We start from the raw sequence: 22,257 nt of genomic DNA on the forward strand, positions 1-22,257 counted from the left end.
AGTGAATAAACCTTCTTCAGGAATTAATTAGGGGAGAAACCAGACAGCGCTGATAGCACCCGTCTCTACACGATAAATGACCAGACTTTCCCGACTGGTGCTCTGACCGTCAACCTGCAGACCGGTGAGTCTTTCATGATCGATAATAAAAGGCTTCTTTATCTGCCTCCCAAGGAGTTCAGCATGTACCTCAGGTGACACTCTAAAGATTTCTTCATAGATGTTGCGTAATTCTTCACGTCCTGAACAGACAAGTTTCTGCGGAAAAATATAGACCTGGACCTGTTCGGAATAGGCCATGACCACTTTCTCGATATCATGGGCATTATAGGCAGCCAGTTGGGCATCAACGGGATCGACCAAGGCCACTGTTTCCTGGTTTTGTGCCATTACACCTCCTGCCGGAGAAATTGCGAGATAGACACTCAAAAAGATCCTGATCAGCCTCTTGATCATAATGATTAATCCTTTTTGAGATGTCCGGTTTCATCAACTGCCGTTTCGGCGGTTTCCGACGACTGAGACACCTCTTGATTCCACCCACCTCCTGTAGCCTTATAAAGGGCCACCGCAGACTGTAGTTCAATAGCCCTCCGCTCTGTATAGAGTAATTCACTGGCGAACAGGCTGCGCTGGGCATCAAGGATTTCAAGATACCCGACATACCCTTCCTCATAACGCAACCGCGACATCTCAGCATACTCCTGCAAAGCAGCGACCTTCTCGCCAAAGGATATCAGCAATTTGGCGATCTGCTGTTGCCGTACCAGCCCATCTTCCACCTCCTGCAAGGCCTTGAGAATAGTTTGCCGATACTTGAGCAGGGCCTGCTTCTGCCTGGCTTCTGCTGTTTCAACTCCCGCTTTGAGCTGCCCCCCGCTGAAAATTGGCAGACTCAGGGGCACACCCAGACTCCACACCTCACCGGACCCATTGAGCAAACTGGACAGCTCACCACTGACACTGCCGAGGACACCAGTCAGACTGATGGTTGGGAAATAGGCCGCCCGAGCCACCCCAATCCGGGCATTGGCGGCAATAAGGCTCTCCTCCGCCTGGCGGATATCGGGCCGCTGATTAAGTATCTGCGCAGGCAAAGCCACCGGGACCTGCGGCATGCTCAGGTCAGCCAAAACACGACCTCGGCGGATTGGCCCTGGATTACGGCCCAGTAATACACAGAGGCCATGTTCGCGTATGGCAATATCCTGCTCCAGTTGGGGGATAACAGCCATGGCATCATGATATTCGGAGCGAATCTGCGCCACCTCCATTGGAGTCACCAGGCCAGCATCCAACCGTAACGTAAAAACATCCAAAGCATCCTGTCTCGACTTGGTGGTCCGGTGAGCAATCTCCAGCTGGCGATCAAGGTTGAGCAGGTCGATATATGCAGTCGCAACACTGGCCACCAGGGATAGAACCAGGCTGCTGCGGCCTGCTTCAGAAGCCATCATATCCGCCCAGGCCGCTTCACTGTTACGCCTGAGTCTGCCCCACAGGTCGATCTCCCAACTACTGCTAAGCTTCAGTTGCCACAGGTCTGCGGTAAGGCCATCGGCTGCAGAGCGGGTCCAGTCCGCTATTCCGTCTACCTTGGGACGTTGCGCGCTCCTGCTGGAACCATAAAGGCCCATCAACTCTTCAATCCTGGCAGCTGCAACAGCCAGATCAAGATTGCTATCCAGGGCCTCAGTAATCAACTGGCTTAGCTGGGGATCCCCATACTGATCCCACCAGGAAAGGTTGGAAAACCGCTGTGCCTGCTGGGGAACCAAACGCCAATTCTCAGGAAGAGGAACCTCCGGCCGAAGATAGTCGGGGCCGACCGTGCAGCCGCTGAGCAGGAACAGAACAATAATGCCGCAGAGGCTCTGCCATTTAATCATGTCTCAGTACTCTCAAATTCAGGCCCATGTTTCTTTTTAGTAAAAAAACGCTCACTGAACCCCTGTAATAGCGTAAACAAGAGAGGAATGAAAAAAGTGGCCAGCAACGTAGCACCGAGCATTCCGCCAATCACCCCGGTACCGATGGAATGACGGCTGTTAGCAGATGCACCGCTTGCAATAGCCAGGGGAATGCAACCCAAAATGAAGGCAAAAGAGGTCATAACCACTGGCCGCAAGCGTAACCTGGCAGCTTCCAGAGCTGCATCTTTTATGGTCAATCCTGCCTGTCTCTTCAATAGCGCGAATTCAACAATCATAATGGCGTTTTTGGCTGCGAGGGCTATCAAGGTCAACAGGCCGATCTGGAAATAGACATCATTTTCCATATTGCGAAGCCAAATTGCTGCCAGGGCACCGAAAAGAGCAAAAGGTACAGCGAGTAAAACTGCAAAGGGCAGAGACCAGCGTTCATACTGGGCCGCGAGGATCAAAAAAGCCATCAGCAGGCCAAAGACAAACGTCCACAGAGAAGAACTGCCCGCCTGCCGTTCTTCATAGGCCTGACCTGCCCAGTTCAGCGCATATCCAGTCGGCAAGTGTTGCAGCGCCAGCCGTTCCAGGGCGTCCATGGCCTGCCCCGAGCTGAAACCGTCAGCAGTCTTGGCAGTGACCTGTGCCCCGAGAAAACCATTGAAGCGGCTCACCAGATCAGGCCCGGCGACAAAACGGCTTGTCACTATAGTTTTCAGAGGCAACATGGTACCGCCGCGTCCCCGCACAAAAATCTTACCAATGTCCTCTGGTTTGTCGCGGAACACTCCATCTGCCTGAAGGATCACATACCACTGCCGACTATACTTGCTGAATTGGCTCACATACATCGAGCCGAACATGGCCTGCAGACTGGTAAAGATTTCGCTCAAGGGAATTCCAAGGGTCTCGGCATGTTCCCTATCGACCTCTACCAGCAGTTGCCGGCTGGCAGGACTGAGAGTGCTGGAAAGACCTGCCAGGGCTGGATCCTTACGCGCTTCAGCAATGAAACCATTGATGGTCTTTCCGAGTTGCTCAACCCCTCCAACACCGCGACTCTGAACCCAGAAATTGATGCCACCGGTAACACCAAGACCCGGGATAGCCGGTGGATTGATCGCAAAAGACATTGCCTCCCGGATTTTAGTCAATTTTGCATCGGCTGTTGCTATCAGGGCAGGGGCTTGCAAATCAGCCGTCGTACGTTGATCAAAATTTTTGAGGGAAACAAAAAGCAAACCGGCATTGGATTTACTCTGGCCATCCAGGATATTGAAACCGCTGAACTCAGCCACCTCGGCAACAGCAGGATGACCGATAAAAGCTTTCGCCGCCTCACCAGCAACGTCAACGGTTCGATCAAGGCTGGCCGAATCGGGCAACAAATACACGCCAAAAAGATAGCCCTGGTCTTCGGGTGGGACAAAGCTGGTCGGCACCCTCGTAAAGAGCTGCCAGACAACAACAACCAGGACAACCATTAGCAATTGGCCCATTACTGGCCAATTGATGAGCAATCGAACACCGCCCAGATATCCTCTGGTCAACCGCTCGAATAATCGATCAAAAACCCTGAACACCACAAATTTTTCTTTCTTTACAGGCTTCAGCAGGAGTACAGCCAGGGCAGGGGAGAAAATCAGGGCCACCAGGCTGGAGATGAAGACCGAAAAGGCAATGGTCACAGCAAACTGTTTATAAAGCTGGCCTGTCATCCCATCCAGGAAAGCGACGGGTACAAACACAGCCATAACCACCAGGGTAGTGGCAATGACAGGTCCGGTCACCTCATCCATGGCTTTTTTCGCTGCCTCCCGCGGGGCAAGGCCCAGGTCTCTCATATTTCGTTCGACATTCTCCACCACCACAATCGCATCATCAACGACCAGGCCTATGGCAAGGACCAGTCCGAACAGCGTCAGCATGTTTATAGAAAAGCCAAACATTTCCATGCCGATAAAGGTACCAATAAGAGAGACCGGAATAGCTATGATCGGGATGATAGTGGCGCGCAGGGTACCGAGAAAAACAAATACGACGAGCACCACCAGAAAACAGGCCTCGAAAAAAGTCATCACCACTTCGTGGATAGAGGCCCTGACAAATTCCGTGGTATCAAGACAGATCTTATAATCGATACCTGCTGGAAAAGTGGGTTCCATCTCTGCAAGGGTCTGGCGGATCTTGTCGGAAACTTCGATAGCATTCGAACCCGGCTGCTGATAAACGCCGATGAGAGTCGCATCCTTGCCATTCAATTTAGTACGCAGGGAGTAATCCCGGCTGCCAAGCTCAACCCGGCCAACATCCTTAAGCCTGATCAGGGTATTGCCGTCACTGCTGCTGCGGATAATCAGGTTGGAAAACTGTGAGGGCATGGTCATCTGGCCTTCAGTGACCACGGGAAAGGTCAGGGTAACTGCCTCGCTGTTAGGCGGCTGACCGATGCTGCCAATGGCAAACTGTTCGTTCTGCAGGCGAATCGCTGCGGCAACCTCGCTTGCGGTAATGCCAAGTTGAGCCATTCTGTCGGGATTAAGCCACACCCGCATGGCATAGTCGGGCATCCCCAGAATATTCGACTGACTTGCACCGGGAACCCGTTTGATACCATCAAGAATGGAAAGATTTGCATAGTTGCCGACATAGGTGTCGTCATAACGTCCATCAGGTGAAAGGATGGCGATGACCATCATAAAAGAAGAAGACACCTTGCTCACCGTTACACCCTGTTGGGTGACGACCTGCGGCAGGCTCGGTAGTGCGCGATTGACACAATCCTGGACGTCGGATCGGGCCTTATTCGGGTCAGTACCATTCTGGAATACGATCACAAGTGACATGCTGCCGGCCGACGAACTACTCGACGACATATACAGCATATTGTCAACACCGTTGATCTGCTGTTCGATGGGTGCTGCCAGGTTCCGCGCCACAATTTCAGCACTCGCCCCAGGATATGAAGCGCTGACAGTCACCTGTACCGGAGAAATATTCGGATACTGGGCAACCGGGAGTTCTCGCATGGCGGCCAGTCCTGCCAAAACGATAATAACAAATATCACCGTGGCAAAGATGGGGCGGTCAATGAAATAACGAGATATCATCGAGTTCTCTGCGGAACTGCCGCCTCCGCCTTGAGTAACCTTCCCGGTGCAAGTTTACTGATGTTGTCAAGCACGACCTGTTCGCCTTCCTTTAAGCCGTCATCGACAAACCACTTGTCAGCATGCCATTCACCGAGATGCAAGGCCCTGACTGCGGCCTTCTGCTGCTGGTCAACAACCCAGACAAAGGGTCCATTTGCACCTTCTGTAACAACTGCCTGAGGAACCTGCACGGCCTTGGGACGATAAGCGCCTTTGAGCCGTATCCGAACAAACTGTCCCGGCCGCAAAGCCCTCTGGGGATTATCAAGCCGAGCCTCCACCTCATAGGTGCCGGTTTTCGGATCAATTACAGGCTCAGCAAAACTTATCTGGCCCTGATGCGGGTACAAACTCCCATCACTCCGCTCCACCTCGACCTGAAATTTCCGGTTCTCCGGAACGACTAATAGTCCGTTCGAAACCTGTTGCTCGACATGCAGTAACTCGTTTTCTGATATTTTAAAGGCAACAAGGATAGGATCAATTTGTGACACCGAGGTCAACAGGCCATTGAGGGCCGGGGAGACATAACTACCTTCCTGCACCAATGCCTTACCAACAACACCGGCCCCTGGTGTGCGAATAAGAGTATATCCAAGATTGAGTTCGGCAAGGCGTACTCCTGCTTCAGCTTTCTGCAGGGCTGCAGCTGCAGATTTCTGATCACTGATAGCGATACCAAGATCTTTCAGGCTGACCGCATTTTTCTTAGCTAAAGGTTTCACCCGGGCCAGATTCGATTGCGCATATTCGAGCTGGGCTTGCCGTAGACCAAGTTCCCCTTGCGCCTGCTGCAATGCCGATTCAAAAGGCTTGCGATCAAGTTGAAAGAGTGTTTCACCAGGCTCTACCATGGTTCCTTCACGATATAGCCTCTTTTCCAGAAAACCTTCTACACGGGCACGAATCTCTACCTTGTGGGTACTCCTGACCATGCCGTTAAATGTAAAAACAACGGGACTATCCTGCGGAACCACCTTCATCACGGTTACCGCCAGAGCAGATTGAGTCACCACCGGCGCAGCCGTTTTTTCCTTCTCACAACCGGAAATAAACAGGAGCAGACAACACAACCAAATCCCACGCATATAACATTGTCTCGGTGAACAATTCATGTCTTTCCTTGCCTCGGGAAAACTAGTAAATGTACACCCTCTTTCCTGTTTAGTACGGAAGAGAGGGTGTAGCTCTACTTACCCGAGGCATTTTTAACATTTTCAGCAACCTTTTTGCCCTCTTCGAACTGTTTGGCAAAATATTCCTTTACCGCAGCCGGATCAAAATCAAGAAAAGTGCCACCAGACTCAAAATGCTGAATAAAGACCTTGCCGAGTGCATAGGTAGACGCCCCTGCCATCACAGGGACAGCGGCTAAACTGCCGATCTGTCCAATAACCGGAATTATTTTGACCAGACTGGCCAGAGGAATACCAAACTGAGTGCTGCCAAAGCCGCCAATCAGGGCACTGATGATATTCTTCACCTTATGCTCGGAAAAAGGTATCTCATAAATTTTTGACATATCACTGAGCATCTTCATTTGCACACCGGAGATGACGGCAATATCAAAGAGGGGAACCGGCACCAAACCAGCACCCATAGCCCAGTACATCTTGCTCCTGGTAACCGCATCAGCCTGTTCCTGTTTGCTCAAGGTTGCAGTCTCTGCAGCAGTCTCGGTGGTAGTCTCTTCCTGCTCTTCTTTCTTGCCCTGCTCTACCTTTGCTTTCTCAGCTGTTGTACTGTTCATGATACGCTCCTTTTTTCCTACCGGTCCTTACCGAACCAGCAGCTGGGGGTTAACAACCTGACCACCCTATCGGGTGTTCAATACATCGTACTTCCGTCACTGGAACCTCAGTGGCCAGACAACACAGATAATCAGTTACTACATTGAGATACTGAACACTATATTTTTTATTCTCTATAAATAATTGATGGTTTTCAACCTCTATGGTCTTGAAATCGCAGCCCAGCCCCAGGCCATGCGCCTTGGCAGCGCTCTCCTTCGCTGTCCACAGTTGCAGCAATCGCCGACTCGGATCATCAGCCGCTCGGATTTCAGCCATCTCCTCCCTGCTCATTGCCAAGACAAAATCCTGTGGATCAATCGTTCGATATTGTTCCAGATCGACACCAATCCTCCCCTGGCTGCAAAAGGCACAGACCACAACATGGCCACTATGGGAAAGATTAAAGTCAGGTCCATCCTGTAACCAGGGCCGCCCCTCGGCCGACCAAAGCATCCGGTCAAGACAATCGCTGCCGTAGCCGCGTTGTTGAAGGCCTGCGAGCAACAACAATTTACCGAGAAGACCAAGCTGCCTGTCCTGCCATCGCTGATAACGCAGCAGGCTCTCGTGTAACTGTTTTGGCAACCGCATAAGCTGCTGCCACCAGTAGTCATTCGACCAGCGCCCCTCGAAAAATGTTGACCAGACCTCAACCTGGGCACGGGGCAAGCACTTAGCCATAACAGGCAGTGCTTTTATGGGAAATTGTTTGTCCCTCCCATACCATATCCAGGGTTGTCGAGATCAGGGCACCAATGGCCGACCAATGCTTTATGAGGAAAAAATGATCGCCATCGAATTGTATCAGATGTGGTTCACCTAATACAAACTTTTGCCAGTTCAAATCACCGTTGCGAAGAGATTCCTCCTCACAGCCCATCATGACCGTGATTTCTACATCAAGGGGACGGACTGGGGCCGGACGAAAAGTCTCAATAGCTGCAAAATCCGCTCGCAATATTGGCTCAAAAAAATCGAGCAAGTCCTGTGAGGCGGCGACTTCCGGCAGAGTACCTCCAAGCTGTATCACTTCCTGGAGAAACTCTCTTTTCGGTAATGTATGGCACAGTTTATCCCGTTTGATGCTCTCTGGACCAGCATGACCGGATAAAAAGAGATGTTTGGGAGCGGGATAGCCATTTTCAACCGCTTTACAACTCAGCAGGTAACAGAGAAGGGCCCCCATGCTGTGACCATAAAACGCATAAGCTGAAGAAAAGGTTGGTGTGAGACGTTGGAACAGGTCATCAACAAGAGCATTGATATCGGTCAATAGCGGTTCACTTATTCTACGACCACGACCGGGTAGCTCTAACGGCAACGGTTCAATGAAGTCAGCCAGGTGGAAAGTCAAATCCCGATAACAATGACTGCTCCCACCGGCATACGGCAACATTATAAGTTTCATTCGCGTCTCCTTTTCAGAAGATGTCGCGGCAGAATGTATAAGAACAGCAAAAAAAACATATTTTTATCTAATATATCCATAAAAATAAGCACATAAATAGCAGCTGAAGTGGTTATCATCTCATCCTGGCTCACCTGTCACCTGTTACCTGTTACCTGTTACCTGTTACCTGTCCAAGATGTAGTGCGTGCCTGAGCCATTATCAATCAAAAGAAATCACCACCATAAAAAACATGTAACCAATTAACTTTGTCCTTTCTATCCTAAAACCCTCCATTTCGAAGGATGTGATATCTGATCCTGATCAAGGCATGTGAAAAATTGCCTCACAGGCATATAATTGATATCTCGGAGTCTCGTTCCTCGCTTACCGGAGGATAAAATTTTGAGCATAACGAAGATATTAGCCAACAAAGCAAAAGCCCCCGATGAGCGTAGACTTCGAGAGGGCCGTCTCAGGATGAGAACATGTTAATATTACTAACATAAGACAATCTACTTGCAACAAGCACCTGCAGCACTCTATCAAATATTTCCATGTCAAGTCAAGGTACTGGAATTTTAAGTGTGATAAACATTCTATAGCGACTCGGAGACTTTCTCGTCCCAGCAGTATTTGTTGTGCAGTTGTTTATTTGACGGGATGTTCCATATTCAGCAATCAGGCCATCAAGAGTCAGTTGCTGAGTCCATCGCCTATTGATATTCCACCGAGACCAACCCAGCACGTTATTTAAGCAATCTGCAATACGAGTCGGAGCAGACTGACAGCTATCAACTTTTATATTCTCTAAAAGTGTCCACCCTTCTTCTATGTTGCGGACCTCTTTCGTACAATATGTTACCTCTTTCTTTTGATAACTATTGGTAAAATTAAAAAAGCCGTGATACGTTAACTGGAAGGTTTACTCTACACCACTTCTATTGGTAACCATGAATCTTTATACCTTATATAAACGCGAGACAACTATTCCTGGAACTTCGGTCGTCGCTATGGCTGTTGTTTCCGGAGTGGCCAATGCGGTGCTGCTGGCAATTATCAATACCGCATCGAAGTCCTCATATTCAGCATTCATCAATCAGAAATTTTTCTGGTTGTTTGGCATTGCCTTAGCCTTATTTCTTATCGGCAAGAAGTACGCACTGGAAAAAGCCACTGAAATTGCTGAGAATATTATCCGCGGCATGCGTGTCCGACTTTCCGACAAGATCCGACAATCAGAGCTATTGGATCTTGAAGGACTGGGTAAATCAGACATCTACAACCGCATCACCCAAGACACGGAAATTATCTCACAGGCAGCGTTGATGATCATCAACGGTCTGCAATCCTCGGTAATGCTCTTTTTCTGCATCCTCTACCTCGCCGTCCTCTCGAAAATCGCTCTAGTAATGACCCTGTTCTCGGTAATAATCGCAGCACTGGTCTTTCTTCATTATGAGAAGAAGGTCATCCATAAAATTCAGGAGACCAAGGTTAAAGAAAATGTATTCCTCGACAAGATCCAACAGATCATACATGGTTTCAAGGAGTTAAAGCTATCGAAACAGAAAAACGACCATCATTTTCAAACCATGGAGAAAGTGGCTGTCGAGACCGAAGTGCTGAAAGTCGATACCCAAAAAAAATATATCATCGGTTTTCTTTTCTCCCAGACCTTTTTCTACCTGCTGATCGCAGCCGTGCTTTTCCTCCTGCCCAAACTTGATGACATCAAACCGCAGCTGATTATTCAGATTACCACCTCCATTCTCTTTATTATCGGTCCTATTGAGGTTCTGGTAAATGCCATTCCCTTCCACACCAAGGCCGATGTGGCTATTGCCCGGCTTTATAGCCTCGAGGAGAGCCTCGACACTACCCGGCGGGAGAAGAGTAAAGATCAACCTGTCCATCCTGCCTGTCCACCGATTAACGATTTTCAGACCATCGAGTTCAATAATGTCTATTTCCATTATCCTGCCAAGGACCCCGCCAACACCTTCAGTGTCGGGCCAATTGATTTTACCCTGCAAAAAGGAGAAATCCTTTTTCTTATAGGCGGAAACGGCAGCGGAAAATCGACCCTGCTCAAGCTGATAACCGGACTTTATTACCCTGTTTCCGGTGAATTGCGCATTGACGGCCGCCAAATCAATTACCAGGACTATCCAGCCTTTCGAGAACTCTTCTCTGCCATCTTCGATGATTTCTTTCTCTTCGATCACCTTTACGGCATGGATGAAATTCCCGTCGAACAGGTACAGTCCCTGTTGCAACTGATGCAACTGGAAAACAAGGTGGAGTTTGTGGATGGTTCCTTTTCCGACATCAATCTCTCCACCGGCCAAAGGAAGCGGTTGGCAATGATCGTCAGCCTGCTGGACGATAAACCCATCTGCGTATACGACGAATGGGCAGCAGATCAAGATCCTGAGTTTAGAGAGTATTTTTACAAACAGCTGCTGGATGACCTCAAGGCTCAAGGTAAAACCCTGATCGCTGTCAGCCATGACGATCGCTATTTCAGCGATGCCGACCGGGTGATAAAAATGGACTATGGCAAGATGACCTCTCTCGACCAAGTCTAAAGGAACAGCATGGATATACGCGTTTTCTCAACACGATTAGCTCTTATTGTGCTCTGCATCATCGGCTATATCATACTGGCAGGCCGCACCACCAACGAGACGGGGCCCGACCTCTCAAAACCCACCACAGACTTCTTTTTTGATTTCTATAAAAGCGTGCAGAAAACAGAGCCTTCAGAACTTGCCGATAACTTGGTGACCATTGTTGAAAAACGGTTGGACTGCTACGATCATCAATATGCGGTTGGCGATCGAATCAAGGAATGCCAGAAAGAGTACCTGCTGAGCCTTGTCACCACTGCCCGTACCAATATCAACTCAGCCCCTCTGCTGGGTAAAGCTATACCGGCATTTAAGCTTTGTCCAGTTATCTATGCCATGTGTAAGGGAGAGACTGAGGGAGCGACAAACACTGACTGTATTAACATGGAAGTCAGGGCGATTGAATATTTCCTTGATCAATACTGGCGTGGAGCAGCTGTCCTTCTAGAGCATGACAGCCTGAACCTTTGACGGCCGCGTCCCGAAAACATTCCATTATTTTACCATAAACCTGGGAAAAACATGCAGAAAATGCTGAACATTCTGAAAAATCATTCAGCCAAATTGATAACGATTTTACTGATCATACTTTTCGTTGTCATTTACTATTTGGATGCCATTTTTATCACCATATACCCAGGACACGCCGGTGTCCTTTTCCATCGTTTTTTCAATCGCGGTACAGTCACTGATCATTCATACGGAGAAGGTGTCAACGCCATATTTCCCTGGGACAAGATGTTCATTTATGATATTCGTTCTCAAAATATCATACAAGAGATCAAAGTCCTGAGCCAGAACGGTTTAACTATCAAGGTTCAGGTTGCGATCCGTTTCCGCCCCGACACCCATGCCCTCCCCTATCTCCACCAAAAGGTCGGCCCCAACTATCCGACCAAAATCATTATCCCATCAACCATCTCAGCTGTTCGTGAAGTAATTGGCAAATATACACCTGAGCAGATCTACACCACCAAGAGGGATATAATCCAGGATGAAATTCTGGTTGAGACCATCGAGGAAACCGGCAGACTTCCCATCATCTACAATACGATTATAGTCCAGTCGATCAAACTCCCAGAAGAAATCAATAACGCCATTGAGACGAAGCTGCGCCAGGAACAAGAGTTTCTTGCCTATACCTTTCGAATACAGAAAGAGACCGCCGAAAAGGAACGGAAAAAGATAGAAGCTGAAGGAATCAAGATTTTTCAAAACACCGTCGCCGAGAGCTTATCTGAAAATCTGCTTCGCTGGAAAGGAATTGAGGCAGCAAGAAAACTCGCCCAATCGAACAACACTAAAATTGTAGTCTTTGGCGGTACCGGCCAGGGGGGAGTACCCATTTTTCTCAATTCACCGGAAACGACGGCTGGCACCGATAAAACAACATCACCCGGATTAAATTCACAGGAAGCCATAAAGACACTCCCCGCTCAGGAAGTAAGCGAACCAGCTATGCCTACACCCTCTCATCGAACTCTTCCTGAACGCAGCTCAATAATTACAAGCGCTCCTTGAAGAAGAGAGCAGCTGTTGTATTGCCGGGAATGGTAGAAATCATGAAGTAACACGTCCGACTCAAAAAAAAATGAGGAGACTGAATGTATGCAGATTATACTTATTAGCATCGTGCTTAGCATCATCGTTGGTATCCTGGGCATAAATCGCAAATTCGGCTTCTGGGGCTACCTCTTTGCCTCGCTGCTGCTCACTCCGGTGATTGGCTTACTTCTGGTGCTTGCCTCCGACAGCAGGAAACCACCACGCAAGTCCGAATCTACTGCGGACTGATTTGAGGATTACATGAACACTCGCATCTTGATTCTGTTAACCGCCTTCTTCATCTGTCTTCTTCAGGTATCTTCCGTCATTGCTGCAAATAACGATGATCCCGTCCTGCAACCGATCTTAAACAACGGGCAGAAGTGGCGTATAGGTTATATAGAGAGTGGCCCATACAGTTCATTTCCCATAGAGTTGCAAGCCATTGTCGAGGCTCTGATGCAAATTGGCTGGATCAAACCGACAGATATTCCACCGATAAAAAAACGGGGGGACGCTGCCCAGGTCTGGAATTGGCTGGCCAGGGAGTTACAAAGCGACACCATCGAGTTTGTGGACGATGCCTTCTATTCCGCCAATTGGAACAAGACCGATTATGAGGAACAACAGGAACAGCTCCTCCCACGGTTGCATGATAAGCAGGACCTCGACCTGCTTTTGGTTTTTGGCACCCCTTTAAGCAGAGGCCTTCTCACTGACCGCAACAATGTCAACACGCTTATAATTGAGACAACCGATGCCATTTCTGCAGGACTTATCAAATCTCCCACCGACTCTGGCCGTGCCAACATCTATGCAAACATAGATCCTGAGCGATATATGCGACAGCTCTTTTTGTTCCACAGTATTTTTGACTTTAAAAGTCTGGGGGTCGTTTACGAAGACAGTCCGCGTGGTCGCAATATCTGCTCTCTTAAAAAGATCCAGGAAGTTGCCCGAGAACGAAAATTTACTATCATCCCCTGTTATGCGCCGTTCAACGATAAAACGCAGGAACAAGCCGAACAGGAGACAGCACGTTGCTATGAACAGTTGGCCTCCAAGGTCGATGCCGTTTACATAACGTATCATCCTGGTGTCACCCTCCGTAATCTCCCTAATATTGCCCGGCCGCTATTGCGGCACAAAATCCCATCCTTTACTCAAGGGACTGACGAGGAGGTAAAGCGCGGTGTGTTATTCAGCATCTCCATGGATGACTACAACCTGGTTGCCCGCAACCTGGCACGAATCATCGCCAAGGTATTTCACGGAACCAATCCGGGCTCGCTGCAACAGCCCTTCACAACCCCCCTGAAACTAACCATCAATCTCAAAACTGCCCAAGAAATAGACTACGATCCTTCCATTAATATTCTGAGTGCTGCTGATTACATTTATCAAAATATCCGACAGAATTGAGATTTATTTCAGGCTTGTCAGGCCGACAAAACTCCCGTTATTATCCTCTGCAAGTCTGCGCATCAGGGCAGAAAAACGGGCAATATTCATCTCTGAACCTGGCTGCTCAAACAGGACCGGAAAGCCAACGGCATGAATCCTAACCCGCCCGCCGCCGGAAAACGAATTGTTCACATGGGCTACGGTATCGACAACCTGCTGTATCGATCCACGGGAAAAATCATCACCAAAAACATAAATACTGATTTTCTTGTCAGGACTATAAAACTGTTTAATGGCAGCAGAGACACCTTCCACCGGGCTGGAGTTTGAAAAGGCACTCCACTGCGACAGCATCCTCAATATGGAACTTCGCCTGGCAGGGGTGTCACGTATCCATTTGCCCCGATACTGGGAAAACATGTAGTCCCCCATATCGTTCATAACCTGAAGACCCTTGACTTGCGGATAAATAGACAGAATTTCCTTCATCTTTTGCTGCACAAGCAGCCAGGCACTGGATTGCATGGATCCGGACGTGTCGATAATAAAGATGATGTATTCACTGTCAACAGGGACGCCTCCAATGACAGAATCCGAAACAACAGCAGATTTCACCTCTTGCTGAAGCCTTCTCATTTCTTCGGTCAGTTGCTGCCTGGCACTTCTCAACTCGTTCCGGATGAGTGCGGCTGCCGCATTCGTCTTTTCTGCATCCGCTCTGAGCTCTCGCAAGGTCTGTAATTGTTGTTCCAGCCCTTCCAGTTTCTCCCTCTCCTCCTCCAGCCTCTTTTGTTCAGATGCAAGGGTGATGGAGAGCTTTTTGCTTTCCAGCTGAAGTTGTTCAACATTGAGCCTGATCCCGGCCGCGTTGACACTGAGATCCTGGCTTATTTCCCGCTCCAGCCGCGGTTCAGACGACTTAATAAGTACCAGCAACAGGATAATCGCGCCGAAACCACATGAGACGACATCGAGAAAGGACAAACTGAAAATTTCGAAGGACCGGTGTTTTTTTCTCATGGCCAGTCCTGGGTAGGAGTAAAAAATGAACCGGAGCTCTCCACCGCCAGCTTCCAGAAAAGCACTGCAGCCATGGGGTCACCTTCCATCGGGAATAAGACTGTATTGACCGGAGTTCTTGTGGGAAGCTTCTTTACGGCCTGTTCAAAAAATTTCACCCGTTCCGCTCCGGTGACCGTTCGTTGCGTTGCAGGCTGGCTGCCCAGGGTTGGCAAACCATCGGTTAAAAGGATGATATTGTCAGGCTGCGGAGTAAGGCTTTTGGCCTTGGAAAATACCTTTTCCAGGCTGGTACCACCCATTGGTATTATCTCGGCCAGTCTCGCCAGCAGCAAATCAATTCTTTCAACATCAGTCACGGGAAGCCAGGTGCCGCTCTTCTGTCGTCCGAGCTGTTCTACCCCGGTGTTGAAACTGAGAACCTGAACCGTGCTGTCAGCCGGGAGATTGGCAATAATCCACTCCACTGCCCTCACAGCCCGGCGCCATTTCGGGGCATATCGTTTTGTGCTGTCATCCATGACTTTTCTGCGTATGATGTCCACCACTTTCCTGTCCAGCATGGATGCAGAGCTATCCAGCAGGATCAGCACCCTTTTGCCCCCGAGTTTCAAACCCGTAAGGTACTGACGGTGCCCGTCTCCTTCAAATTCCCGGACCTTCCGACCTTCTTTTTGCCCGTGCAGAATCTCATCTTTAATTTTTTCGTTTTGCTGTGCGAGAATGAGTAGTTCCTGCTTCAATTCATCCGCATCCTTTTGCACTTTCTTCTGTGCCGTACCGGATGCGGTTTGAACAGTTTTTTCAGCTTCAATACCCTCGACCACGGTTTTCTGGAGGGCCACCACCTCTGTTCTTCTTCTCTCGACGCTCTCCCTGCCGGCAACCAGCCTTTCACGATTCAGTTCGTTGGCTGCAAGCTCCAACTGAAGTCGCTCAACCTCAGCCTGGAGATCTTCAAACTTTTCTTCTCTCTCTGTTACCGTCTGAGAATTTATAATGAGAACAAGAAGGACCACCGCCCCGAACCCGCAAAACATAATATCCAGAAAAGACAGGTTAAAAGAGGATATTGGGCGTCTGGAAGAGGACATGTTCTCAACGAGGAGGTTGAACCCGGAGTCGGGAAATCAGTTGCTCGTCGCAATACCCTTCGGTATCCAGAACCAACCGTTCCTGGCTCAGTTGCAGCTGATGGATAAAAAACATCAAGATGATGGAAATAATCAAGGCAATAAAAGTAGAGTTAAATGCCACCCCAAGACTCTGGGTAACTCCCGTAATATCCCCTGCCACCGCCCTGTTTGCCTGTGACAGTGCCGACCCGATCCCCCGAACAGTTCCGATAAAGCCGACAGAAGGGATAGCCCAGGCAATATAGCGGATTATAGACAATTCGGATTCGAGCCTCTCCATCTCGGACTCGCAGGTGTTTCGTACGGCAGTAGCACTATCCTGTATATTCAACGTCGCCCCAAACCGTTGAATACCGCTGCGAAGTGCTCTGGGTAGCAGGTATGCAGAAACCTGTGGGGGTAATTCACCGAGACGTTTGTGCAGTTCTGTAATATCCTCAGGGCCAATTGGCAGGGTTGGAGGCAAGTGGAGAAGATTGGTGCGGAGCAAATTCTTCTGCCGAAAACTGTCCCCCCCCTTGTAGCCCAATATGGCAAAGGCCCACAGCATCAGGATAAAGCAGGCTTCCTGCTCATAATCCTTTATCACCACATAGAAGTCCCTTTCCTGCACATACTCAGGGTCCTGAACCATCACAACTGCCTCCTGCTGCAGGTGCTGTTGGGCGTGAGGCCTGACGACAGTCACATACGCGCCATGGATAAAAATGAAGGAAACCAGCAGACTGGCAACCTGAAACATCAACTCAACCGGTAATGCCTGTCGTGTCATAGTCGTCTCCTTTCATATATCGGTTGGAAGTGAGATCACAGAATCAGCAGAAATCTCTTTCGAGGGCTTAAACGGTTGAACTGGCTCACCGGCTGTTTGGGTGCTCTTCGTTGCCACTTTTTCTGTTTTCTGTTGTGTGTTTTGTGAATTCACTTGTTCTTTTGCAACCACCCCTGTAGCCCCCCCCAACCCCATCATAAAGATCATCAAGAAAGTCGCCCTCCGTTTTCCTCTCATTGTGCGTACCTCACTGCTCTAAAGCCGACATCGTCCTGCGCTTTCTTATGATATCTTCGATAACTTAGCCGAAGCTCTGTAATTGTCGAGTCCCTCCAACTTGATCCTCGGATGACATGGAGGCTTCCGGTTTTCGGGCCAAAGGGGTTGCTGGTACTGACTGGATTATAGGCCGCATAAAAATCGTGGCACCATTCCGCGACATTTCCACCGATATCATATATGCCGGCACTATTGGGAGGAAACGAACCCACCGGGGAGGAAACCGCAAAGGAATCATTATACCCCTTTAGGGTCCCACCAAGAATGGATCCCGCCGCAACATCACCGTAATTACCGGCAACCTGGTAGGGAGGATAGCCGGCTCCCCATGGATATTTATCTCTGATTCCACGGCCTGCCTGCCTGGCTACATACGCCCATTCAGCCTCTGACGGCAACCTGTAGCCAAGACCTTGAAAATCCGGCACCAGCACTTTTTCACCCTCGAAACGGTAGTAAGGCTCAAGCCCCTCCTTCTCGCTGAGCCAATTAAGGTAACGCACCGCCTCATTCCAGGAAACACTGACCACAGGTTGTTTATCCGCATCGAGAGAATATCTGCCAATAACTCCAGAAGAATGTTTTGGATTAAACTTCCTGTAATCACCGTTTGTCACAAGCCTGGGAGAAACATAAAACGCTTTATCCAGCGCAACTTTTCTCTCCTGTTCGTTTGCCCTGCGCCCGGCCTCTCTTCGTGGGGCACCCATCATAAATTCTACGGGCCGGATCAGCCGAAGAGAGTGGCCATTCCCCCCTCTTTTCTCTTCTTGCGATGACAGCGGCGCATTGCCCGCCCCTTCTCGTGAAGCCAGATTTATGTGCACCTGCTGAGCGTAAGCTTTTTTTGGTGTCACAGTAGAAGTATACCTTCCAAACTGCGGATGATGTGCCGCTACCTGAAGGGTCTTGACCGGCAGCAGCATCCTGCCATTTGAATCAGGCTGCTTTTTACCATCAATGAACAGTTCGGCGGCAGGAGGGTCAACCTGGAAAAAGACCACACCATATTCTTGCTTCATCGTGAAGTGCAGGGATTTTTCCTCGCCCGCCTGGAAAATAAAGTGCTTCGCCTGGGATTCAAAGCCCGGCAGCTGGAGAGAGAAATCCAGTTCTTTTCCTGATGGCAGTTGCATGTCCATGGGCGTGATCCCCAGAAATTCGCCATCCACCAGAACAGTCGTCCCTTCGGGAACTGATGTGACAGTCACAGCTGCCGGGGTCGGTGTAAGTGTTACCCTGCTCTTTTCGTCCTGTCCTGCGATCGTTTCGATTTCCAGCGACTCCTCAAGAAAGCCGTTTTTTGAGACTACAATCTTATGGTTTCCCTGGAGGAGTTCCAGGGAAGCAGGCGTGGTGCCTTGTCGCTTCCCATCCACCTCGATGACGGCTCCCTCGGGTTCACTCTCAAGAAGCAGGGAGGACCAGGCTGGTTTAAGTGCGGCCCGGAAGACCTGAAGACGGGATTCTCCTTCTATGTCAATGCGTTCCTCAAGGGGGTGATAGCGAGGTTTCTCCAGTCGAAGAAGGTGCCTGCCAGGGGCTATATCAAACACATCCGTATTCGTTCCTCCTTCTGTTGAACCAACCTGGATATCATCCACCCAGACAGCAACCCCTTGAGCAGGGGTAAGAATGAGATGTAATTGACCGGGAAGTTTTTCCAGCTTGAAGGAAAAACGGTTGTCCGTATCTTTCACCTCAATTATTTCTTCCAACCGGGCATATCCCGTTTTTTCTGCAATGAGGGTATACCGGGAAGACCAAGCAAGGTATCTCGCGCCAACTGATAATGCGGGAGGAAATCCTGTAAGGCGTATGCGATCGGGTTCAGGTGACACCTGGAACGAAACCGGCTTGGCCAGAAAAAGAAAGATGCTGCCGAGCAACAGAGCGCCAAGAGCGAAAAGCGACAGGTAGAGGAACGTATTGCCGCTTCTATTTTGAGCGGCGGGTAAAATCTCCAGTGGGAGGCTTTCATTACTCTTGTTGTAGAGAGGACCGGCTGGATGGTAGAAACCAGCGTCTCTTTCTCGATCAATTTCTTCTTTTGAACTGATTGAGAAGGTGTAGCAATCACCCGCCACAGAAAACAGAACAACTGAATTGCCGACCTCTATTTTATCCCCGGATTTTAACCAGGCAGAGGAGGTCATCTGCCGGCTGTTGAAGAACAGGGTCTGGCCCGAATCAACAGGCTGAAAAAACAGATGCCCCCCTTCCGCGCCGATCAAACCAATCGTCCCCGAACAGGAAGCCAGTCCAATGTCACATTGCCCCCTCTCGCCAACCGTAAGAGGGAGATTATTCTCCGTATATTCTGTCTGGTGACCGGAGCCCTGCACCGAAATATACTTTGTCAAAATACTTCCTCACACCTGATGGAGTATTCCACTTCGGGTTGCTCATGGGTAAGCTCAATAATGGACCTTTTAACACGGTATCCCGTTCTCTCCCCAATAATGGTGTACTTCCCTGGCCTTAAAACAAGTCTTCTCTGGTAAAACCGCCCCAATCGCCCGACATGATACAGAGTGACCTCAGTAAGATTATCGGATTGAAGAATGAGCACGATTGGCTGAGACGCCCTGGTGAGAACCTCATCAAGATCATTAATTTTCGCAGTCGTCCGGGGCCCTAATCCCTCTAACCGCCGTGCATACTCGAGCGTTGCCCTCCCGTTTTGCTGCACCCGTTCATCTTGAAGACGCTCTGCGCTCTTCAACAGCGTATCAATCTGAACAACCAGCTCGGAATTCCTCCTGGCAACCGCAACGCCCTGTAGGGCAAAAGCAGCCTGAGGGGCAATTTTCAGCACCTGCTGATAACTTGTCAGTGCCTTATGCCACTGCTCATTCGACATCTGGCTTTGTGCTTGTTGCCGCAGTCTCAGCACAACCAGATCTTCCCTGGCTGATTCGAGTTTCTTTTTGGCGGCAAGTACTGCAGGATCTGTGGGAGACAGGCGCAGGGCATCAGCAAGGGAGGCTTCTGCTCCTGGTATATCACTCGAGTCAAGGTACAAATAGAAATGCGAAAGATGATCTCTTACCTTTTGCTCTTTTACTTGTTCTGTAAGCCGCTCATAGGCAATTGCCAGCGGCTGAAATGTCCCATCCAGCTCATACCCTTTCCTGTATTCCAGCAGGGCAGCCTCCAGTTCGCCCTGTTCCTCAAACTCTTTTCCCCGTGCAAGAGAGGTTCGAACAGTCTCCAGATTCTGAGTCCTTTGCAACCCATCTTTTGCTTCCTGGTCCGCGGCATCGACAGCAAGTGCCATTGAAAAGTGTTTCTGAGCCTCGACACTGTCGCCTTGTTCGAGGGCTGCCATGCCCGCCTGGACAGCGGATACCAATATTTCGTTTCTGTCGGCATCAAGTTGCTGTAGCTTCTCGTAGGCTTTCACATACCTTTCTTCTGCATCTCTAAATTCACTCTTCCTCAGATGACCATCCCCTTCACCAATAAGAGCGACTATACTGCTGTAAGAACCCTGCCCCCATACCTGAATGTTATCGGACGCGAGTCGGCTGTTTAATGCCAACAGTTTCTTCAGTATTTCTCTGGAGCTCATTTCATGTTGATCATGAGATCCATCCTCTGTATCCGCTGTAGCTGATTCACGTTTCACAGGGGGGGCAGAAACCGTTCCGGCAGCCAGACTCTCCTCATGCTGCATCTCTCCCGCACCGACCTGGCCCTCTAATTTGGGAACATAGACAAGAACCCCATAGACAAGAATGGCCAAAACACCAAACAGCGCCGCCGACATCACAACCATCACTGTGCGACTGATTCTCTCGGCACTTCCGGATGATCCTGAGTCGTCCGGTCTTTTTCCCGGCGGTCGAAGTGAGGGAGTACCCTGTGGAGTTTGCATGGACCCTTTTGACATAACAGAGTTTACTGGTACAGGGCCGACGGATTCACTGGTGACTGAAGCCCTGTTTCTTTGGCATATATGTCACGAAGAATCCTGCGCCAATTACTATATTGTTGCTCAGCGGATCCGGTCAGACGAACGGTCTGCCCTTCGACCTCCATGGTCAGAGGTTCAGCCTCAGAACTGAATGAATCCCCAAGCTCCTCGATAGCTACCTTATTGAGCTGACCCTCCTGCCGTTTTTGATGACCGCTGTACAGGGCGTAGGCACCGCCCATCATCATTATATCCTGGAGAGGCTGGGTTCTGACGGAGGTATCAATATCACTGCTTACACCAAGGGCAATGGCGCCAACAATAGCTGCGACACCAAGGACCTGCTGGGCCAAAGCCTCACGCTCGACGGTCCGCATGGTTTCAACCTCTTCATGGCGATACATCCGCCAGGATGAATAGGGTTCCCAAAGATCCAGGTAATACATGTCGTAATAGTCATTTATCGCATCCACCAACATATCATCACGGGTCTTGATCGATCGAACCCTCTCTATCATCGGATCATTATGGGCAGGAAGCTGACGTATTGCGTACACTCCCTCCTGGTTTTCCAGGTAATGAGAGAATGTATCCGGTGCCATGGAGGAAGCGTAGCGAAGCTCTGCCAGATTGCGGATGGTTTGCACCTGCTGGCGGCTAAGTTCTTTTCTGTATAGAGCCATATCATTGGCAACTGAGTTAAAGAGGTCCTGAAAGGTATCTCTACTCTCCGCCTCTGTCTGGTGATGTTCCTCGATACGAGCCGTCTCAGCATACGTCTTTCGAAACCAGATAATATTACTCGAATCGACAACTTCAACCGATAAAACAGCACTTTCCCCATCGGAGTATTCTATTTTGCCGCGGACGAGAACTTCAGCGGCCAGATCATCATCGGGAACGACCCTCACTGCTCCCCAGTATCCTGTATGCTGAAGGGTATGTTTGAGATGCACCGGCACAAAGCGTGATTCAGCCTCTCTTATTTCCATGGATAAGCCACGACGCTGATCCGGATTCCGGGGTAGTACTCCCGGGTCAAAGACCTTAATGGAGACATTCAACAGTTCATCCTGCTGAAATTCATTTGAAGCCGTAAGCGGAGCAACGCCGTCTGCAACTTGTCTCCCCGGAACTGTGGCGCAACCACTCATCATTAAAAGAGAATAGATAAGCAGCACAACCAGGGCTGAGTAACCTGATTGGCCTCTTCGCCTGTCAAGCTTCCATTTCCCGTTTTCCAAAGCTATCATTGCCCTGCCCTCCCGTGGGCTGCAATCACATCCAGCCTTGC

The 22,257-nt window shown here is 49.6% G+C and carries 19 protein-coding genes; 5 read left to right on the forward strand and 14 right to left on the reverse strand.

What is annotated here, in order from left to right:
* Positions 1–27: 27 nt before the first annotated feature.
* The 7 genes from GA520_RS21280 to GA520_RS21310 all read right to left on the reverse strand — a co-directional run bounded on the left by GA520_RS21280 (position 28) and on the right by GA520_RS21310 (position 8,275).
* Positions 28–390 carry a nuclear transport factor 2 family protein gene (locus GA520_RS21280; protein ID WP_163340332.1) on the reverse strand — a complete coding sequence of 121 codons (363 nt, stop codon included), beginning with the start codon at positions 388–390 and terminating at the stop codon, positions 28–30.
* A gap of 71 nt (positions 391–461) precedes the next feature.
* Positions 462–1,889, reverse strand: a complete 1,428-nt coding sequence (locus GA520_RS21285; RefSeq protein WP_163340333.1) for an efflux transporter outer membrane subunit — start codon at positions 1,887–1,889, stop codon at positions 462–464.
* Positions 1,886–5,032 carry an efflux RND transporter permease subunit gene (locus GA520_RS21290; RefSeq protein ID WP_163340334.1) on the reverse strand — a complete coding sequence of 1,049 codons (3,147 nt, stop codon included), beginning with the start codon at positions 5,030–5,032 and terminating at the stop codon, positions 1,886–1,888. Before GA520_RS21290 ends, GA520_RS21285 begins: the two co-directional genes overlap by 4 nt.
* The gene (locus tag GA520_RS21295) at positions 5,029–6,162 is read right to left on the reverse strand and encodes an efflux RND transporter periplasmic adaptor subunit (RefSeq protein ID WP_163340335.1); all 1,134 of its coding nucleotides are present in this window, start codon (positions 6,160–6,162) and stop codon (positions 5,029–5,031) included. The genes GA520_RS21290 and GA520_RS21295 overlap by 4 nt, the downstream gene beginning before the upstream one ends.
* A 101-nt stretch (positions 6,163–6,263) precedes the next feature.
* Positions 6,264–6,824, reverse strand: coding sequence for a YcjF family protein (locus tag GA520_RS21300; RefSeq protein WP_163340336.1), 561 nt, complete (start codon positions 6,822–6,824; stop codon positions 6,264–6,266).
* Positions 6,825–6,873: 49 nt separating this feature from the next.
* The gene (locus GA520_RS21305; RefSeq protein WP_163340337.1) at positions 6,874–7,548 is read right to left on the reverse strand and encodes a 4'-phosphopantetheinyl transferase superfamily protein; all 675 of its coding nucleotides are present in this window, start codon (positions 7,546–7,548) and stop codon (positions 6,874–6,876) included.
* A complete protein-coding gene (locus GA520_RS21310; RefSeq protein WP_163340338.1) occupies positions 7,541–8,275 on the reverse strand; it encodes a thioesterase II family protein in 735 nt (244 codons plus the stop codon). The genes GA520_RS21305 and GA520_RS21310 overlap by 8 nt, the downstream gene beginning before the upstream one ends.
* Positions 8,276–9,208: 933 nt before the next feature.
* Between GA520_RS21310 and GA520_RS21315 the strand changes: the two genes are divergently transcribed.
* The 5 genes from GA520_RS21315 to GA520_RS21335 all read left to right on the forward strand — a co-directional run bounded on the left by GA520_RS21315 (position 9,209) and on the right by GA520_RS21335 (position 13,855).
* A complete protein-coding gene (locus GA520_RS21315; protein WP_163340339.1) occupies positions 9,209–10,846 on the forward strand; it encodes a cyclic peptide export ABC transporter in 1,638 nt (545 codons plus the stop codon).
* Positions 10,847–10,855: 9 nt separating this feature from the next.
* A complete protein-coding gene (locus GA520_RS21320) occupies positions 10,856–11,359 on the forward strand; it encodes a hypothetical protein (RefSeq protein ID WP_163340340.1) in 504 nt (167 codons plus the stop codon).
* Positions 11,360–11,410: 51 nt separating this feature from the next.
* A complete protein-coding gene (locus GA520_RS21325; protein WP_163340341.1) occupies positions 11,411–12,409 on the forward strand; it encodes a prohibitin family protein in 999 nt (332 codons plus the stop codon).
* A gap of 87 nt (positions 12,410–12,496) precedes the next feature.
* Positions 12,497–12,682 carry a hypothetical protein gene (locus GA520_RS21330; RefSeq protein ID WP_163340342.1) on the forward strand — a complete coding sequence of 62 codons (186 nt, stop codon included), beginning with the start codon at positions 12,497–12,499 and terminating at the stop codon, positions 12,680–12,682.
* A gap of 12 nt (positions 12,683–12,694) precedes the next feature.
* A complete protein-coding gene (locus tag GA520_RS21335) occupies positions 12,695–13,855 on the forward strand; it encodes an ABC transporter substrate binding protein (protein ID WP_163340343.1) in 1,161 nt (386 codons plus the stop codon).
* 3 nt (positions 13,856–13,858) lie between these two features.
* On the opposite strand, the gene GA520_RS21340 is transcribed toward GA520_RS21335, so the two are convergent.
* Genes GA520_RS21340 through GA520_RS21370 form a run of 7 tightly spaced genes read right to left on the reverse strand, consistent with a single transcriptional unit; the run spans position 13,859 to position 22,216 of the window.
* Positions 13,859–14,857, reverse strand: coding sequence for a VWA domain-containing protein (locus GA520_RS21340; protein ID WP_163340344.1), 999 nt, complete (start codon positions 14,855–14,857; stop codon positions 13,859–13,861).
* Positions 14,854–15,951, reverse strand: coding sequence for a vWA domain-containing protein (locus tag GA520_RS21345; RefSeq protein ID WP_163340345.1), 1,098 nt, complete (start codon positions 15,949–15,951; stop codon positions 14,854–14,856). Before GA520_RS21345 ends, GA520_RS21340 begins: the two co-directional genes overlap by 4 nt.
* Positions 15,952–15,955: 4 nt before the next feature.
* Positions 15,956–16,765 carry a MotA/TolQ/ExbB proton channel family protein gene (locus GA520_RS21350; protein ID WP_163340346.1) on the reverse strand — a complete coding sequence of 270 codons (810 nt, stop codon included), beginning with the start codon at positions 16,763–16,765 and terminating at the stop codon, positions 15,956–15,958.
* Positions 16,766–16,777: 12 nt separating this feature from the next.
* Entirely contained in the window at positions 16,778–16,975 is a 198-nt protein-coding gene (locus GA520_RS21355; RefSeq protein WP_163340347.1) for a hypothetical protein, read from the reverse strand.
* Positions 16,976–16,998: 23 nt separating this feature from the next.
* Entirely contained in the window at positions 16,999–19,407 is a 2,409-nt protein-coding gene (locus tag GA520_RS21360) for an SUMF1/EgtB/PvdO family nonheme iron enzyme (protein ID WP_163340348.1), read from the reverse strand.
* The gene (locus GA520_RS21365; RefSeq protein ID WP_163340349.1) at positions 19,404–20,924 is read right to left on the reverse strand and encodes a hypothetical protein; all 1,521 of its coding nucleotides are present in this window, start codon (positions 20,922–20,924) and stop codon (positions 19,404–19,406) included. Before GA520_RS21365 ends, GA520_RS21360 begins: the two co-directional genes overlap by 4 nt.
* 23 nt (positions 20,925–20,947) lie before the next feature.
* Complete coding sequence (locus tag GA520_RS21370; RefSeq protein WP_163340350.1) at positions 20,948–22,216, reverse strand: hypothetical protein; 1,269 nt, start codon at positions 22,214–22,216, stop codon at positions 20,948–20,950.
* Between the last annotated feature and the right edge of the window lie 41 nt (positions 22,217–22,257).

Source organism: Desulfopila sp. IMCC35008 (genome assembly GCF_010646885.2).
Taxonomy (GTDB): Bacteria; Desulfobacterota; Desulfobulbia; order Desulfobulbales; family Desulfocapsaceae; genus Desulfopila.